Source organism: Novosphingobium sp. TK71 (genome assembly GCF_055361505.1).
In genome coordinates this window covers 2,014,439-2,030,614 of record NZ_CM143962.1, presented here as the reverse complement: position 1 = coordinate 2,030,614, position 16,176 = coordinate 2,014,439, and the positions used below count along the sequence as shown (strand labels likewise).

Below are 16,176 nucleotides of genomic sequence, written 5' to 3'. Positions count from 1 at the left end.
GAGAGTGAGTGCAATGAGGACGCCGACCGGATCGCCACTCGCGCGCGATGCCATGGCCTATGTCCTTGCCGGCGGACGCGGCAGCCGGCTTAGTGAACTGACCGACAATCGGGCCAAGCCGGCAGTCTATTTCGGGGGCATGAGCCGGATCATCGATTTCGCGCTGTCGAACGCGATCAATTCGGGCATCCGTCGCATCGGGGTCGCCACGCAGTACAAGGCGCATAGCCTGATCCGGCACATGAACCGTGCCTGGAACTTCATGCGGCCCGAGCGGAACGAGAGCTTCGACATCCTCCCCGCCAGCCAGCGCATATCCGAGTTGCTGTGGTACGAGGGCACGGCCGATGCGGTGTTCCAGAACATCGACATCATCGCCTCCTACAGCCCGAAATACATGGTGATCCTTGCAGGCGATCACATCTATAAGATGGACTACGAATTGATGCTGCAACAGCACGTCAATTCGGGGGCGGACGTCACGGTCGGCTGCCTCGTCGTGCCGCGCAAAGAAGCGACCGCTTTCGGCGTCATGCATGTCGACGAGAACGACGTGATCACCTCGTTCCTCGAAAAGCCCGCCGATCCGCCCTCGATCCCGGGCGACCCGGGCAATTGCCTCGCCTCGATGGGCATTTACGTCTTCGACACCGAGTTTCTGTTCGAACAGCTTCGCAGGGATGCCGCAGATCCTGATTCCCGGCGCGATTTCGGCGGGGACATCATTCCCTACATCGTCAGGCACGGTAAGGCACAGGCCCACCGTTTCACCAATTCCTGCATCCGCGCGGCCGAGGAAATCGAGGAGTACTGGCGCGACGTCGGAACTGTCGATGCCTACTTCGACGCCAACCTGGACCTGACCGATACCGTTCCCAAGCTCGACATGTACGATCGGGACTGGCCGATCTGGACCGACACTGTCGTCGCCGCGCCCGCCAAGTTCGTGCATGACGAGGAGGGGCGGCGCGGGCAGGCGATCTCGTCGCTGATAAGCCAGGACTGCATCGTCTCCGGCGCGCTCGCGCGGCGCTCGCTGCTGTTCACCGGGGTCAAGATGGGCAGCTTTTCGTCCGTGAACGAGGCAGTGATCCTGCCCTATTGCAACATCGGCCGCCATGCCCGCCTCTCGCGCGTGGTGATCGATTCCGGCGTCCGTATCCCCGAGGGGCTCGTCGTTGGCGAGGATCCTGAACTGGACGGCCGGCGCTTCCGCCGAACCGACAACGGAGTATGTCTCATCACCAAGCCGATGATCGACCGGCTCGGCCTGTGATCGGGTTGGATAGCGAATGCCGTTGAAGGTTCTATCCGTCGCTTCCGAAGCGGTGCCGCTGGTCAAGACCGGTGGCCTCGCCGATGTCGCAGGGGCACTTCCCGCAGCTCTCGCCGAACACGACGTGGAGATGACGACGCTGCTTCCGGGCTATCCTTCAGTGATGAAGGCGATCGGCCGGGCCCGCCCCGTCCATTCGTGGGACTCGCTGGTAGGGTCGCCCGCGCGGCTACTTTCGGCAAGGATCGACGGTTATCCGCTGCTCGTGCTTGACGCGCCGGCGCTTTATGCGCGGGAGGGCGCGCCCTATGCCGACACGGCCGGACAGGACTGGGGCGACAACTGGCAGCGTTTTTCCGCGCTCGGGCGTGCGGCTGCCGATATCGCCGGCGGCGCCGTGGTCAGCCGGGGCAAGCCTAAGCGCTTCGATCTTGTCCATACGCACGACTGGCAGGGGGCGATGGCCAATGCCTACCTCCATTTTGCGCCTTATGGCGGTGAGGGCGGGCGTGTCCCCTCGGTCGTGACGATCCACAACATGGCCTTCCAGGGCTGGTTCGGTGCGGAAGTCTTTCCGCGCCTCGGCCTTCCGCCAGAGGCATGGACGCTGGACGGGGTGGAGTATCACGGCGGCATCGGCATGTTGAAGGCGGGGCTGGCCTGCGCAAACGCCGTGACGACCGTAAGCCCCACTTACGCGCGTGAAATCCGCTCGGCTGCTTTCGGCATGGGGCTCGAAGGCCTAATCGCCGCGCGTGGTCATGCGGTTTCAGGCATTCTCAACGGGATCGATACCGCGCTCTGGAACCCGGCGAACGACCCGGCGCTGGCCGTTTCCTACAATGCTCGCCAACTTGATAAGCGGATCGCGAACAAGCGGGCGCTCGAAGCCGAGTTCGGCCTGGAAATCGACGATGGCCCGCTGTTCATCGTCGTGACCCGCCTGACCTGGCAGAAGGGCATGGATGTCCTCCTGGAGGTGCTGGATCACCTCGTCGGCATCGGCGGGAGACTGGCGCTGCTGGGCTCCGGCGATCTCGCGATCGAACGGGCCCTGCACGAAGCGGCGGCGCGCCACCCCGGGCGCATAGCCGTGCGGATCGGTTACGACGAGGATCTTTCCCACCGGATGCAGGGAGGGGGCGATGCGATTCTCGTCCCTTCACGCTTCGAACCCTGCGGCCTGACCCAGCTTTACGGGCTCGCATATGGCTGCGTGCCGGTGGTGGCGCGGACCGGCGGACTTGCCGATACGGTGATAGATGCCAACCCGGCGGCCTTGGCGGCAGGTGTGGCCACCGGGGTCCAGTTCGATGGCGTGAACTACGATGCCTTCGCGGCTGCACTTACCCGCACGGTGGAGCTTTACGAACGTGGCGATCTCTGGCGGGCGATCCAGAAGAACGCGATGAAGAGCGATTTTTCCTGGAAGGCCAGCGGGGCCGCCTATGCCCGGCTCTATCGTTCCCTGATCGCATGACCGCACTGGGAGCGACAGTCGGGAAAGGCTGCACGCGATTTGCGGTGCGCGCGCCGCGCGCCGACATGGTCTGGCTCTGCCTTTTCGCAGGGGAGCATGAGGTCCGCCATCCGATGGAGCGAAGCGGGCCTGACTGGGTTCTGACACTGCCGGAGGAAATGGCGGGCGGCCGTTACGGCTACCGCGCGGCAGGCGAGTGGGCGCCGCCGAAAGGGCTCTGGTTCGATCCCGCGAAGCTGCTGGTCGATCCCTATGCAGTCGAACTCGATCGGCGTTTCGTGCAGGATGGCACTTTGGCCGAATTCGGGTCGGATACCGCGAACATCGTTCCTCGCGCCATTGTCCCGGCTCCGGCCGAACCGCTCATGTCGGGGCCGCCGCACTTCGCGCCCGGCGGGCTGATCTACGAACTCAACGTGCGCGGTTTCACGCGCCTTCATCCCGACGTGCCGGAACATATGCGAGGCACAGTTGCCGCCCTCGCGCATCCCTCCGTGATCGCGCACCTCAGGAAACTGCATGTGAGTGCGGTGGAACTGATGCCGGTGGTCGCCTGGATTGACGAGCGGCACTTGCCGCCACTGGGGCTCGTCAACGCCTGGGGTTACAATCCGGTGGCGATGATGGCGCTCGACCCCGGCCTGTGTCCGGGCGGCATCGCCGAACTGCGCGAAACAGTGGCCGCACTTCACGCCGAGGGCATCGGCGTTCTGCTCGATCTCGTGTTCAACCACAGCGGGGAGAGTGACGTGGCGGGCGGTGTTATTTCGCTGCGTGGGCTCGATAATGGCGCATATGCCCATGCCCCTGACGGTTCACTGATAAACGACACCGGCTGCGGCAATATGCTGGACTTCGCCAATCCCGCAGTGCGGCGCCTCGCGCTGGACGCCATGCGCCATTTCGTCACGCGCTGCGGTGTGGACGGCTTTCGGTTCGATCTTGCGCCGGTGCTGGCGCGCGGGCCCGGTTTCGATCCAGCCGCTCCGATCTTCGCGGAAATCGCGGCGGATCCGGTGCTTTCCACCCGCGTGATGATCGCAGAGCCGTGGGATATCGGGCCGGGCGGCTATCAACTCGGCAATTTTCCAGCGTCATGGCTTGAATGGAACGATCGCTTCCGCGACGATGTGCGACGTTTCTGGAAGGCCGAGGAAGGTATCGGCAAGCTGGCCACGCGGCTGGCGGGCTCCAGCGATGTGTTCGGCCCGGTCACGCCCGATGAAGCGTGCCGCTCCATCAATTTCCTGGCCGCGCATGACGGTTTCACTCTGGCTGACACCGTATCTTACGAAAACCGTCACAACTGGGCCAATGGCGAACAGAACCGCGACGGTCATGGCGATAACTTCAGTTGGAACAACGGCGTAGAAGGTTCGAGCGACGATCCGCAGGTGCTTGCTGCCCGCCATGCCGACATCAAGGCCATGCTGGGCACGCTGTTCGTTTCCACCGGAACGATAATGCTCACTGCAGGAGACGAGTTCGGGCGAACCCAGCACGGTAACAACAATGCCTATTGCCAGGATAACGCTATCGGTTGGATCGACTGGGAACGGCGCGATTGCGAACTGGAAGATCACGTCGCGGAATTGGCCGCATTCCGCGCGGCTAACCGGACCGAGTTCGCGCGCCAAGCCGAAGATCTGCGCTGGGTCACATCCAATGGCGAGGATATGACGGTGGCGGATTGGGAAAGTCCCTTCGCAGAGACCCTTTGCTGGCAATTGGGCGGCGGGGCCCTGAAGGTAAGCGTCAGGCGCGAGGCTCGGGAAGTTCTGCTCGGCCAGGAGGTTACACCAGCCCGCTGATCAGGGAGTGAAGGCGCTCTCCTGCAGTGTCCCAGGTCAACGCTGCGGCTCGGCGGGCGCCACGCGCACGGAAATCGTCAGCGAGCATGGGATCATCCAGAATGGCGCTGATTGCCTGCCGATATGCCGACGGATCTTCAGCATCGACCAGCACCGCAGCACCTTCGCAGACTTCCGGCATGGCTCCCGCGCGCGCGGCCACAACCGGGGTGCGGCAATGCATCGCCTCGACAGGTGGCAGGCCGAACCCTTCCGTCAGGGAGGGGAAGACGAATACCGAGGCGGCGGAGTAGAGCGCCCGTAGTTCGGCATCGGATACGAAGCCCGTGAAAACCGTGCCCGGAGGCGGCGTCCAACCAGCCATGCTGTACCGATCGCCGGATGGTCCGCCAGCAACGACGAATCGATATCCTTCGGGCAATGGCTGGTGCATGGCGCGGAACAGGCTGCGCATGTTCTTGTAGCCCTTGATCGAACCCATTGTCAGGACGAAGCGCCCCGATTGCAGCCCGAGCCGCTGCAGTATCGTGCTATCAGCGGGCACGCCGAGCAGGTGATCCGTGCCGTTATGCACGACATCGATCTTGTCGTGGTGCCCGATGCCATGTGCGGCCAGCGCATCGCGAGCGAAAGCGGATACGGTCAATATGCGGCGGGCCCGCCGTCCGATCCACGGCAGCATGCGGCGATAGGCAGCCGCCTGGCGGCCGGAATAGTCTTGCGGATAGAGGAACGTCTGCGCGTCATGGATCATGACCACGCTGTTGCCATGAAGCAGCGGAGCGAGATTGCAGAAATTGACCAGCAGGTTGCTGCGCGCCAGTTTCGGCAGCGTCAGCATTTCCCAACCCTGCCCGCTGCCGCAACGCCCGCGAGCCTGCGTGGGGGTAAGATGTGCAAATTCGGCGGCCGATGCTGCGGCAAACGGCGAAAGCAGGCGAACATCATGTTCGCCTGCGGTTCGCTTGATGAGCTGTTCGCAGTAATGGGCGGCGGTACGATGAACCCCGTTTAGGCCGGCGCCCAGGAACTTGCCGTTGATATCGATGCTGGCCATTGCTTCACGCTACCTTGCGTTTGCAGAAGGCTTCGGCGTTGTCCTTCGCTTCCCGGTAAAGCGTTTCGTCGCGGGCGTAATATTCGGCGATAAACCGTTCCACTTCGTCGCCCAATGTGATTGAGCCGTAGCGGTTCGCGGCCTTGGCGAAGGCGCCGCTTTTCATCCAGAAAGGATAGATCGCCTGCTTCAGGGATGGGGGGAGCAGCTTGCGGCCAACGAAACGGGCCGCTGGCTGGATGGGACCCGCCCATTTTCGCGGCTCGTGCCGGGCATGATCGTGCGGGATGTCGATCGTGAGGCCGGTCTCTGTCTTCACCCAAAGCGCGGCGGCATCGATGCGGTCGATCGGGAAAATCTTGGTCACGATGCGTTCGCCGCCCAACTCGGCATAGTCACACTGGCGGGAGAAGTGGATATATTCCATGTCGCAGAAGTGCCCCCGGGCATCGAGCCAGTCACACACATGCCGTGCCTCCTCTTTCAATATGGGGTCGTCCGCGCGCAGTGCTGTCATCCCGCGATGTTCTCGAAGACGCTGCAAGAGCGCCGAAAAGAAGCGATCGCGTGGAGGGCGCGCCAGGATGAAGCTGCGAGAACCTACCAGGGTGGACCACGTCGCCGGAAAGTGCCTTTCGAGAAAGGCGAGCGGCACATGTTCTGGCTGGACCCGGCCCAGCCCCGGCATGCCGGTTACGCCGGCCTCCATGAGTCTCTCCGCTTCCGGTTCGTTGACGCCGAGGTCCGTGGCCATCGCGGCAAAACACAGCGCATCGCATTGGGCCAGAGCATTGCGAACGCTTTGGCCTGCGTTCTTGGGAATGTGGATGAATGCCAGGCGGGCAGCTTGGATATAGAGCACGGTTTCATCTCCTTCGTAGGGTCTGAATTTAACCGGAAAAGACCTCCAGGCTGAAAATGCGCAGCCGGTAGGCCATGGCGAGGAACACGAGTCCCAGCATCGCGGAAGCGAGGAGGCCGATGACAAGTGTGGTGATGGGGGGAGCGGACATTATGAGGAACCCACAGTGGCGCAGCGCGTAAAGCATCAGGAAATAGGCCAGACCGAGTGCGCCGGCGGCGATGAATTTCCTGACCGCGGGGCCGACGCGCACATGGCCTTTCCATCGAATGAGATGAAAGCCCCAGATCGTGGTGATAAGCACCACGAATGCTTGCGACCATGCGAGCGCCGCGATGCCGAAAGGTGTGGCGATGAGGATCGCCGCCACGGACAGGGCGGCAGCGATCAGATTGAACATCATGACCCAGTGCGTCCGGTCCAGCGCCGCGAAGGCGGGTTCAACCAGTAACTGGCCCGCACCTGCCACGCCGCGCAGGCTCATCGCATAAGTGACGACCAGCGCGGCAAGATAGGAAGGTTGGAAGAATGCGGAAACGATGTCTCGTCCGAAAACTATGATAACGGCACCCGCCATGCCCGTCAGCAAGGCGACGGTGCCCGAGAACCGGGCCAGCGGTCCGGCCAGATCCTGCTCCTGACGCGCGGAATTGCCGAATTGGGTTGCGGCGAAGTTGCTCATCGGCTGCGTCAGAATGTCAGTTGCGCCGGTAGCGATGCGATTGCCGAAACGGTACAGCCCTACATCGGCGGGCGAGTGGAACAGGCCGAGCATCACATCGCCGGCATATCGCGCTAGAAACGCCAGAAAGCGCGATCCATAGAGATTGCTGGAAAAGGCCGTGGCCTTGCGCGCCAAAGCCATGCTGAACTGGAACATCGGCCAGGTTCGGCCCGCCACGACGAACAGCACTGCGCCGAACAGAATGCGCACATAGCGCGCGGCGACCAAGGCATAGAGCGAATGCCAGTACCACAGCAAGATTGCGCCGCTGATCAGCGCAACCAGGTTCTCTACGAAGACGAACTTGAAGTTAAGTGCTACCGCCTGCCGCCGCAGCAATGTCGCCGAAGACCAGGCAACGATCGAGGCGACGGGCTGTGCCATTGCGAGCAGCAGCAGAACAAGGCCGAGTTCTTTGGCGCCGAAAAGCCACTCCAGGGGAAATGCGATAGCGGCCAGGAACAGCGATGCTGCCCCGACCAGCGCAAGTATCAGCCAGAAGCACGTTGATACGACCAGCGAATCTTCCGCTTTCGCAACGAGGACGAACTGGAATATTCCTGTATAAGTGAGCGTCTGAACGAGAATGACGAAGACGTTCGCGAGGCTGAACACCCCAAAATCGGCTGGCTCCAGAAATCGCGCGGCGAGGAGCGTTATGACCAGGGTCGAGACTTGTTCCAGCGCACGGGCTGAAAACGCGAACAAGGCGAACCCACCGCGATTGCGAACGATCCGAAGGTTGGCGCGTCTCAGAACCGCAACGCTCATGCCGCTGGGGCCCTATCGGGTGAACGTGCACCTTGCACCCGCGTTTGCTGGCGGCTCTTCATGTGGGAACGTTCCCGATCCTGCCACGACTTGGCTCGCGTTGAACGGTCGAGGGCGGGAGGCTGTCATGAGGATGATTCAATTGACAATAGTCCTGCGTGATTTCGGGGCGTGCAGCGATTTCGACTTGATTCTGAAAGCCATTCCGATCGCTGGTGAGGGTTAACCCTATCATCAAGCGAAGTTTCCGTTCGTGAAACTCCCCCCAAGTTGGATGAAGATTGTTCGGAGTTACGATTGCGCACCACACGGTTTCGTGGGTCGCATTTTCGCTTATCAACGACGTATTTTGGTCGTTTCGGCGATTGATGTCGCCGGGTTTCAGGCAATCTGCAAGGCGGACGCACGTTGAATTCGACGAATTCGGCGCAGGTTGCTGACCACAGATCTTTCTCGGAGAGCGGAGCGCTTGTCGATCTACGCAGCGAGCAACGAATAATCCGTCGTTGACGAGAATCTGCTTTTACGTGCCTAATTCTCGGATTTTTACTACGTGATTTTGCGCAGAAATGACCATCATGTCGCTATTTTGGCGGGTTTTGTTTTACGCGTCCAAAGTGGAGCCAGATCATGTTGCGGATGCGAAGAGGGGGGTGATAGCTCTGATTAACCAAGCAGTAAGGATGCTCGTCAGGCTTCCTGAGCGTTGTCAGAGGGAGTGATTGAGTGGCGGAAACGGCACTACGCACATTGTGTCTGCAGGAAGATGTGTACTTGGCTGACGGTCTTCGGCCAAGCAATGCACGCCCTTCTGTTGCACAACCCAGGTCGATCAACTTTGGGGAAGCGATGCTCTGGCGGCTTTTTGATGTACTGGTGGCCAGCGCAATCCTGATGTTCATGCTGCCCTTCCTGATTGTCCTGGCCATTGTCACTTACCTCGGTGATCCTGGCCCCATATTCTACCGGCATCGCCGCATCGGCTGCCGCGGACGCTACTTCGGCTGTCTTAAATTCCGCACGATGAAGGTTGATGGCGATGCGATCCTGAAGGAGCATCTGCAAAGCAATCTCGCAGCGCGTTTCGAGTGGGAACGCACCCGGAAACTGCGCCGAGACCCGCGCGTGACACCCATTGGGGCAATCGTGCGAAAATTGAGCCTTGATGAGTTTCCGCAGCTTTTGAATGTTCTGGCCGGAGACATGAGTATCGTTGGGCCTCGCCCTATAGTTGAACAAGAAGTTCTTCGATATGGCCCATATTTCGAATACTACTGTCAGGTCAGGCCGGGGCTAACCGGAATATGGCAGACAAGCGGTCGTAGCGACACATCCTATCAACAGCGCGTTGACATGGACGTATCTTATGTTGAACGAAAAGGTCTCGCTTTAGATGCATGGCTGCTTTTAAAAACTCTCCCGGCAGTCATGTTTGCCCGAGGATCATATTGAGCTGCGCACTTCAGGGAAGTGGGGGGAAGGGGCTTTGTGCCCCTTTTTTGTGCGAACAGGAAATGTGGCGTGGATTTTAATGTTCAGAGTAATGCCTGTTCATATTGATTCACGATTGTATTCGCCCAGCTCTCTGGTGTGTTGCACAGATTGAGATAGTTCTTGTGCCCATGGGTGGACATGCGTTTGACCCGCGCATTGTCGGCATGGAGGTCCAGCAGGGTACGCGCGAATTCTTCCAGATTTGCAGTATTAGCGGAAAGCCCAAACCCGGCGCGCTCGATCTCGGGCGCAACGAGCGCGCGGTTGCTTACAATGACCGGCACACCTGATCCGATGGCTTCGAGCGCAACCAGCCCGAAGGGCTCTGCCCAGCGACTGGGCATTACGGCAAGCTTGGCGCGAGACAGTGCCTTTGCTGCGCCTGCACGATCCTGACGACCGAGCATGATCGCGTCTGGATTTATTGCACGCACATGATCGACTTCGCTGCCGTCTCCCACGAACGTAATTGGAATTCCTGCCATGGCAGCAGCCTTGGCAGCGAGATCGGCGCCTTTCTCGGCTGAAATCCGGCCAATGTAGATGATCCCGTTGTTTCGTTCCGCCTCGATGCGCTGGGGTGCAAGGGGGGTGACGGGGTTTCGCACCGCGACCAATTTTTCGGCAGGCCAGTGACCAAGTGCGAAATTTCGGGCCTGGCCAGGGTGGATCAGTAACATGCGATTAGCATTCGCACCTACCGTTTGCACTCGCCGGACAGCCTCCCGGCCTGAGCGCCAGAGCTTGTGTGCGTATGATGATTTATCGCACCGACAGCTGAGGCATGCCGCCGAAAGTGGGGTAAGCGAACAGTCCTGCTCGGTCACATAATTGAAAAAGGCTCCGTTGGGGCAGCTGTTGAAGTAATCGTGTCCATGCAGAATCACGCGCAGCGACACATCGCGAAGAGCGCCGAACACCGCGGGGGACAAAATTTTCGTCCAGCCATGAACGTGATAGATCGTCCCCGGCGTATCGTTTTTCCGTATCCAGTCTCGCACGCGGAATAGTGATGGCGGATTGAAAAGGCCTTTCGTCAAGGCGCCTATCGTGGAGCGGTCCAGCAGGGACTTCCCGTTCAGCGGGATGAACTCGACATCATCTCTGCCGAAATTCGTGCCGGTGTCTCCCGCGAAGAAGGTGACGGGTACGTCACGGCTCCGGAGTTCTTCGATCAGAACCTGCACAAGATAGGAAGCACCACCCAGCGCTTCGCTGTAATCGTGGAATAGAACCACGCGCTCGATCTTGTCTGGCATAAAGGGTGCGGCCTTGGTCTGAATATCAGAAGAAGCGTTGTTCGATCCGGATCGTGTCGCCGGGAAGAACCGCTGCTCCGCTTGTGAGCTTATAGGAATGTTCCGCGCCCTCTCGGGAATGGCGGATATAGACCATTTTCTCATTGGCCCGATAGGTGAAGCCGCCAGCTTTCGCGATCAAAGCGAATAAGGACATGCCTTCGGAATATGTATATTCTCCCGGTTTCTGAACTTCGCCAAGGATATAAATTGGCTGATAGCTGACAAGGTCGAGCGTGATCTTCGCGTCACGGACATATTCAGTGCCGAAAAGGCGAGTAAGTTCGCCGCGCAGTTCGGCAGGGGTTTTCCCCGCAGCCGTTACATTGCCGACCATAGGCAGCCCGATCAGGCCTTCGTCGTTTATGACATATTCTCCCGAGAGATCTTTCTCGCGAAAGACTTCGATCTTGATCCGATCCCCGGCGGCAAGGCGATATTGCACGACGTTGACGCTTGGCAATTCGTTGGAAGCTGCCGTTGTGCATCCGGTCAGGCAAACGCCGAGGATGAGAGCGATCGCGCGTAGCATCATGATTTCTCCTAGGCTCGTAAGGCGCAGCTTCAGGCGAACTCGCCAATGGGGCGGTATGACCGGAGTGCGTCCAGAATGCCGTTGTCGAACACTTCCGGCGCGAAACGGCGTGCGTTGTGAATGGCGTCTTCAGGCTGGAAGGTGGGCAGCCACTGGTCAAAACGCTGCAGCGCTTCGCAGAGAGCGGAAACGGTCTGTTCCTGAAAGAACAGCCCGGTTTTCCCGTCCAGAATTGAGTCTGTGACGCCGCCGTGACCATAGGCAATGACCGGGCGGCCACTGGCGTTCGCTTCGACGGGGACGATGCCGAAGTCCTCTTCAGGCGTGAACACGAGAGCCCTGCAGGTTGCGTAGGCTTCCTTGAGTTCCTGGAATGACAGGCGTTTGCGCACTTCCACGTTCGGGCCGGCATTGGCAGAGATGAATTTGAACATCTCGCCATCGCCAACCATCAATGCGGGTACACCAAGGCGATTGAAGGCTTCTAGGGCGATATCCGCCCGCTTGTAGGGGGTCATTTGGCTGGCCCAGAGGTAGCGGTCGGAAATCTGGCCGGAAGGTGTGAAGGCATCGACCATGACCGGGGGGTGCACAACCCGCGCTTCCCGGCCCCATACCTTCCGGATACGGCGGGCAACGAACGAACTGTTCGCGACCAGCGTGTCGACGCGATTGGCAGAGCTGACATCCCACTGACGCATCCGGTGAAACATCGCGGGCATCATTATGCGGCTGACGGCCCCCGCCGACGCTTTATAGTCCTGATAATGATCCCACAAGTAACGCATGGGGGAATGGCAATAACAGAGGTGAAGTGTGTCAGGGCTGGTGATGACGCCCTTGGCTGGACCGGATTCGCTGCTGATAACGAGATCGTAACCGCGCAGATCAAGTTCTTCCAAGGCCATGGGCATGAAAGGAAGATATTTCTGATAGTGACGCCGCGCACCGGGGAGGGCGCCGACGAATGTCTGGCGGACGTTGGCAGACCTTATTTTCTGCGAAACCCTGGCCGGATCGTAGACGTGCGTGAAGATGTCCGCGTGAGGGAACAGATCCAGGAGGCGCTCCAGCACGCGCTCGCCACCCCGCATCGAAACCAGCCAATAGTGGATCAGCGCCACGCGCTTGAATGGGAGGCCTTCGCGCGTCATGCGTAATAGCCGCGATAGTGCTTGTAAAAGCTGGCGATGTCGCTTCCCCCAAAGCGGACCTGCTTCTTCATGTCGACCTTGTTGAGGACGATGCCGAGGCCTTTGATGGCACGGATCGGCAATTGCCGGATCGCAGCCTTGGCCACGCGATCGACGGTTTTGCGCCAATGGACGACAAGGACGACATGGTCGGCCAGCGATACGATTTCACGGGATTCTGCGATGGGCAGAATGGGCGGACAATCCAGCACGATAATGTCGAAGTCTTCGCGAAGGCGGGCGATGACGCGGTTGAGGCGGCCTCTTTCGGTCAACCGCTCACCCTTCGCGAAGGGGCGGGTGATCGGGATGATGCGCATCGGGGAATCGGAATCCGTGTACTGGGCGATTGCGCCGCTTTCCGAATGCAGCGCCTCGTAGAGACCCTGTTCGCCGCTGATGAAGCCGAACTGTTTGCTCAACTGCGCACGGATGACATCGCAGTCGATCACGACGACCCGCTCGTTGGCCATGGCAAGCGAACGGGCCAGGCAAGAGGCGATTGTCGATTTGCCTTCGCCGGGCAGTGCCGAAGTGATGGCGATTACCTTGCTGCTCGAAGGGCCGGACTGGCGGACCGAGACGATTACGTTGCGCAAGGCTTCGGAAAAGGCGCCGTCGGAATGGTCTCGCACGGTATCGAGGGGCGTAGCAGCATGGGGATCGACGGAGCGATGCGAGGGAATGAAGCCCAGTGCGCGGATGCCGAGGCGGTTCTCGATATCGTCCAGGGTTGTGAAGCCGCGGTAGGAAAGCTCAGAGACGACCGCGAGCGTTGCGCCTGCGAGAAGCCCGACCACGAAGCCAAGTGCCAGGTTGAGCGGCAGGTTGGGTGAAATCGGCAGCAGAGGCGTAGTCGCTGCGGATACCAGGCGAGCGCTCGGCTGCTCCGAGCCGCTTTCGGCAACGACCGAATTGTAACGTTGCAAATAGGACTGGTAGAGCAGCTGGGTCGCGTCTGCGCGTTTTTCCAGGTCTGCCAGAGCTACCAGCGCGGTATTGTCGGTGCTGAGCTGGGCGCGGGTTCCGCTGCGGCTGGACAGCAGGGAGGACAGGCGTTTTCCGGACGAATCCGAGCGGCTTTCCAGTGCCTTGATCGATCGTGTGACTTCCGTGGCGATCTGCCGGTCGATATCGGCAATTTGCTGGCGAGTGGTCACGAGGTCCGGGTTGTTGTCGAAGTAGCGCTGCGACAGGTCCCGTTCGCGGATGACGAGTTGGGCGCGTTCCGCGCGAAGGGACGTGACGACAGGGGAACTGACAGCCTCGCCCACTCCGTTTGCGCCGCTTCTCTGCAATTGGCGGCGTGCGCTGGATAGGGAAGCGGCGTCGCGGGCGGCTTCTGCACGGGCCTCGGCGATCTGCTGGTTGTAGGTCGAGATTTCCTGCTCGGTGAGGCTTGTTGCGGCGGAACTGAGCAGCCCTTTGCGAATGCGATAGTCTTGCACGGCCGCGAAAGCCTCGTTCGCGGATTTGCGCAGTTCATCGACGCGTGCCTTCAGGACTTTGGCTGCAGTGGCATTTGTCCTGGCAAGTTCGCGGGCGTCGTCCGTCGTATAGAGGCGTGCGAATGCGTTGGCGACGTTTGTCGTTCTCTCCGCGCTGGAATCGGTGAACGAGATGCGCAAGTTGAAGGACTCGCCTACCCGCGCGACATTGAGGTGCTTCAGGAGATAGGTCGTGGCCCTTTCGATCAGCACGGCGCGATCTGTTTTGGCGAGCGCGGTATCGTCGCTGCGGTCGATCCCCAACGAGGCCAGGAAATTGTCCAGGAAGGAACGCGGGGCTATGACATCAGACAGGAAAACGCGGTCCTTCAACAAGCCGGTTGTTTCCAGGACCTGGGCGGCCATTTCGCGCGATGCGATCAACTGGATCTGCGTTTCCACGTCTTCGGAGCGGACTGGCCCTGGAGTGTCTGAATCCTTGTCCTGGGGAACGAGCTGGGTCGATTTCGTGATCATGACGACGTCGGCGGTGGAAAGGTAGGTTTTGGGCAGCGCCGTGGTCCACAGCAGTGCGAGAAGCACACAGATGGCCAGTGTCAGCACAAGCACTTCCCTGCGCCTGCGCAGCATCGCCATCAGATAGCGCACAGTCATCTGGTCGTCCGAATAGCGATAGCTCTCGGACCCTTCGATGACCTGCGGGACCGCTCCGGACGCTTCATAGATCGCGGGAAGGTTCAAAATTGAGCACTCCTTCGAGTTCGCCTGATCATGGCGTGATGGTGATGCCGATCCCCGCGTTGAGGGCGGTGAACTCGCTCACCAGCGGGGTCCCCCGGACCTCCTGGTGAAGGAGCGAGACGTAGGCACCCAGCGAGATGCCCCGGTTCATGCGGTATTGGGCGTTGAGGCGGGCCATTCCGCGCGTGGTCCGTGTATCGACCTCACGGTAGCGGCCCCGTTCGAGAGCGGTGCTTGCCGCGATCCTGAAGTTGCGCAGTGGATCGTAGTAGGCGCTGACCTGGAAGGTGTCGGTCAGGATGCCTGCTACGGAGCGGTCGCCGCTGTTCTGGAAGATCCGGTTGGCCTGCGCGCGCAAGGTAAGCAGCGGCGTTGCGAACCACTGCATGTCGGCCCTGAACGTGAATCCGGCAAAGTCGCGATAGATGGGCAGTTCGAAACTGCGCGACTGATAGCCCAGTCCGATTTCTCCCGTGACAACGGGGCTCAGCGCTCCCTTGAGACCGACGATGGCCATAGTGTTGCGGGCATCGCGCCGGATATCCGCCGGCGCGGAGGTCGAGTGGATGGCACCATAGGAGGCAGCCGCATAAGCCGCGACCATGCCGGAGAAATCGTAGCTGATCCGTACTTCGCCCTGAAGCGTTCTGGCATCGCGAAACGACTGGTCTATCCTGGTCCCGGAACTAAGCGGCAGGCTGGCATAGCGGACCTGTTGATAGCCTGCAGATGGCGAAAGCCTGAAGTTCCCGAACTCCAGATCGGTCCCGAGTTTGCCGGTGGCGCGCGAATAGTTCACGGGTTCTTTGGCATCTGCGGCCGTGCCGGCGCTGCTGCGCGGTTCGATGAGGTGGGCGTAATCGGCGGTGGCGGTGATCGCGTGACGGGGCGACAGGTTGAGGCGCCCCTTCCCAGTTACGTCCCATTCTTCACTGTTTTCCGACTGATACCGTGCGAATCTGCGTATCGTTCCGGCGGCCGTCATCTTGAGTTCGTGCCGGGTGGTGTCTGCCGTCAACTCAAGCGCGGGCATGACCATCGCCACCGCATCCGTGCGCGCATCGGCCTTGTTGAAGACGTTCGAGGCATAGGCCGATGCCAGCGACAGGGCCGGCTGCGCAAGAAACGGGCCGAGCCTGATTGTCCGGGGTTGGTATTCCGGTTCGATGCGGGCACCGGCAACGTCATTGCGATCCAGTTCCGGAGCGATCACGATCGTTGTGCCTGCGCCAACGGTTTGTGCGAACGAGGTGGCTGGCGTCAGGACGATGCCTGACGTCAACAATCCTCTGATAGCGTCACGAACCATCGATCAGGCCTCGGCTGCGTGCAGGCGCCCGGGCGCCGCGAAGCAGGTTGCTGCGGCCAAGGCGATGCAGGATGAGAAAAATCAGTTACTATTCCGGCGCAGTCAGATGCGTTCGCTGCCCGTTGATCCGTTTCTTTGATTAATAAGTATGGAATAACGGGAAGGTCCGATGACCGA

The 16,176-nt window shown here is 60.4% G+C and carries 13 protein-coding genes; 5 read left to right on the top strand and 8 right to left on the bottom strand.

The features are described from left to right. The first annotated feature begins 13 nt into the window (after nt 1-13). From glgC to glgX, 3 genes are read left to right on the top strand one after another with little or no spacing between them, the layout of a single operon-like run. Entirely contained in the window at nt 14-1,276 is a 1,263-nt protein-coding gene (gene glgC, locus ACXJ16_RS09320; protein WP_132469479.1) for a glucose-1-phosphate adenylyltransferase, read from the top strand. A gap of 16 nt (nt 1,277-1,292) precedes the next feature. Continuing rightward, entirely contained in the window at nt 1,293-2,756 is a 1,464-nt protein-coding gene (gene glgA, locus ACXJ16_RS09315; RefSeq protein WP_324698396.1) for a glycogen synthase GlgA, read from the top strand. After that, complete coding sequence (gene glgX / locus ACXJ16_RS09310) at nt 2,753-4,567, top strand: glycogen debranching protein GlgX (RefSeq protein WP_185997902.1); 1,815 nt, start codon at nt 2,753-2,755, stop codon at nt 4,565-4,567. The genes glgA and glgX overlap by 4 nt, the downstream gene beginning before the upstream one ends. On the opposite strand, the gene ACXJ16_RS09305 is transcribed toward glgX, so the two are convergent. The 3 genes from ACXJ16_RS09305 to ACXJ16_RS09295 are packed head-to-tail and all read right to left on the bottom strand — an operon-like array spanning nt 4,551 to nt 7,981. After that, nucleotides 4,551-5,624 (bottom strand): glycosyltransferase family 4 protein, encoded by a 1,074-nt coding sequence (locus ACXJ16_RS09305; RefSeq protein ID WP_324698397.1) that lies wholly within the window; start codon nt 5,622-5,624, stop codon nt 4,551-4,553. The genes glgX and ACXJ16_RS09305 overlap by 17 nt on opposite strands. A 4-nt stretch (nt 5,625-5,628) precedes the next feature. Next, complete coding sequence (locus tag ACXJ16_RS09300) at nt 5,629-6,486, bottom strand: hypothetical protein (RefSeq protein ID WP_054440112.1); 858 nt, start codon at nt 6,484-6,486, stop codon at nt 5,629-5,631. 28 nt (nt 6,487-6,514) lie between these two features. Continuing rightward, complete coding sequence (locus tag ACXJ16_RS09295) at nt 6,515-7,981, bottom strand: oligosaccharide flippase family protein (RefSeq protein WP_324698399.1); 1,467 nt, start codon at nt 7,979-7,981, stop codon at nt 6,515-6,517. Nucleotides 7,982-8,755: 774 nt separating this feature from the next. Between ACXJ16_RS09295 and ACXJ16_RS09290 the strand changes: the two genes are divergently transcribed. Further along, on the top strand, nt 8,756-9,433 hold the full coding sequence (locus tag ACXJ16_RS09290) for a sugar transferase (RefSeq protein ID WP_443478131.1): 678 nt from the start codon (nt 8,756-8,758) through the stop codon (nt 9,431-9,433). Between the two features lie 83 nt (nt 9,434-9,516). Here the strand turns inward: ACXJ16_RS09290 and ACXJ16_RS09285 are convergent, their stop codons facing one another. From ACXJ16_RS09285 to ACXJ16_RS09265, 5 genes are read right to left on the bottom strand one after another with little or no spacing between them, the layout of a single operon-like run. Next, on the bottom strand, nt 9,517-10,734 hold the full coding sequence (locus ACXJ16_RS09285) for a glycosyltransferase family 4 protein (RefSeq protein WP_324698403.1): 1,218 nt from the start codon (nt 10,732-10,734) through the stop codon (nt 9,517-9,519). A 25-nt stretch (nt 10,735-10,759) separates the two neighbouring features. After that, on the bottom strand, nt 10,760-11,308 hold the full coding sequence (locus ACXJ16_RS09280; RefSeq protein WP_324698405.1) for a polysaccharide biosynthesis/export family protein: 549 nt from the start codon (nt 11,306-11,308) through the stop codon (nt 10,760-10,762). A 29-nt stretch (nt 11,309-11,337) separates the two neighbouring features. Continuing rightward, nucleotides 11,338-12,462, bottom strand: a complete 1,125-nt coding sequence (locus ACXJ16_RS09275; protein WP_324698407.1) for a glycosyltransferase — start codon at nt 12,460-12,462, stop codon at nt 11,338-11,340. After that, entirely contained in the window at nt 12,459-14,690 is a 2,232-nt protein-coding gene (locus ACXJ16_RS09270) for a GumC family protein (RefSeq protein WP_324698409.1), read from the bottom strand. The genes ACXJ16_RS09275 and ACXJ16_RS09270 overlap by 4 nt, the downstream gene beginning before the upstream one ends. Nucleotides 14,691-14,718: 28 nt before the next feature. Then, nucleotides 14,719-15,903 carry an outer membrane beta-barrel protein gene (locus tag ACXJ16_RS09265; protein ID WP_443486840.1) on the bottom strand — a complete coding sequence of 395 codons (1,185 nt, stop codon included), beginning with the start codon at nt 15,901-15,903 and terminating at the stop codon, nt 14,719-14,721. Nucleotides 15,904-15,958: 55 nt separating this feature from the next. On the opposite strand from ACXJ16_RS09265, the gene ACXJ16_RS09260 reads away from it, so the two are divergent. Then, on the top strand, nt 15,959-16,138 hold the full coding sequence (locus ACXJ16_RS09260; RefSeq protein WP_324698415.1) for a hypothetical protein: 180 nt from the start codon (nt 15,959-15,961) through the stop codon (nt 16,136-16,138). The last annotated feature ends 38 nt before the right edge of the window (nt 16,139-16,176 follow it).

Coding starts and splice junctions, on each gene's coding strand:
- ACXJ16_RS09285 (WP_324698403.1), bottom strand. CDS start 10,734: ATGCCAGACAAGATCGAGCGCGTGGTTCTATTCCACGATTACAGCGAA.
- glgC (WP_132469479.1), top strand. CDS start 14: ATGAGGACGCCGACCGGATCGCCACTCGCGCGCGATGCCATGGCCTAT.
- glgX (WP_185997902.1), top strand. CDS start 2,753: ATGACCGCACTGGGAGCGACAGTCGGGAAAGGCTGCACGCGATTTGCG.
- ACXJ16_RS09280 (WP_324698405.1), bottom strand. CDS start 11,308: ATGATGCTACGCGCGATCGCTCTCATCCTCGGCGTTTGCCTGACCGGA.
- glgA (WP_324698396.1), top strand. CDS start 1,293: ATGCCGTTGAAGGTTCTATCCGTCGCTTCCGAAGCGGTGCCGCTGGTC.
- ACXJ16_RS09295 (WP_324698399.1), bottom strand. CDS start 7,981: ATGAGCGTTGCGGTTCTGAGACGCGCCAACCTTCGGATCGTTCGCAAT.
- ACXJ16_RS09260 (WP_324698415.1), top strand. CDS start 15,959: ATGCCTGACGTCAACAATCCTCTGATAGCGTCACGAACCATCGATCAG.
- ACXJ16_RS09305 (WP_324698397.1), bottom strand. CDS start 5,624: ATGGCCAGCATCGATATCAACGGCAAGTTCCTGGGCGCCGGCCTAAAC.
- ACXJ16_RS09275 (WP_324698407.1), bottom strand. CDS start 12,462: ATGACGCGCGAAGGCCTCCCATTCAAGCGCGTGGCGCTGATCCACTAT.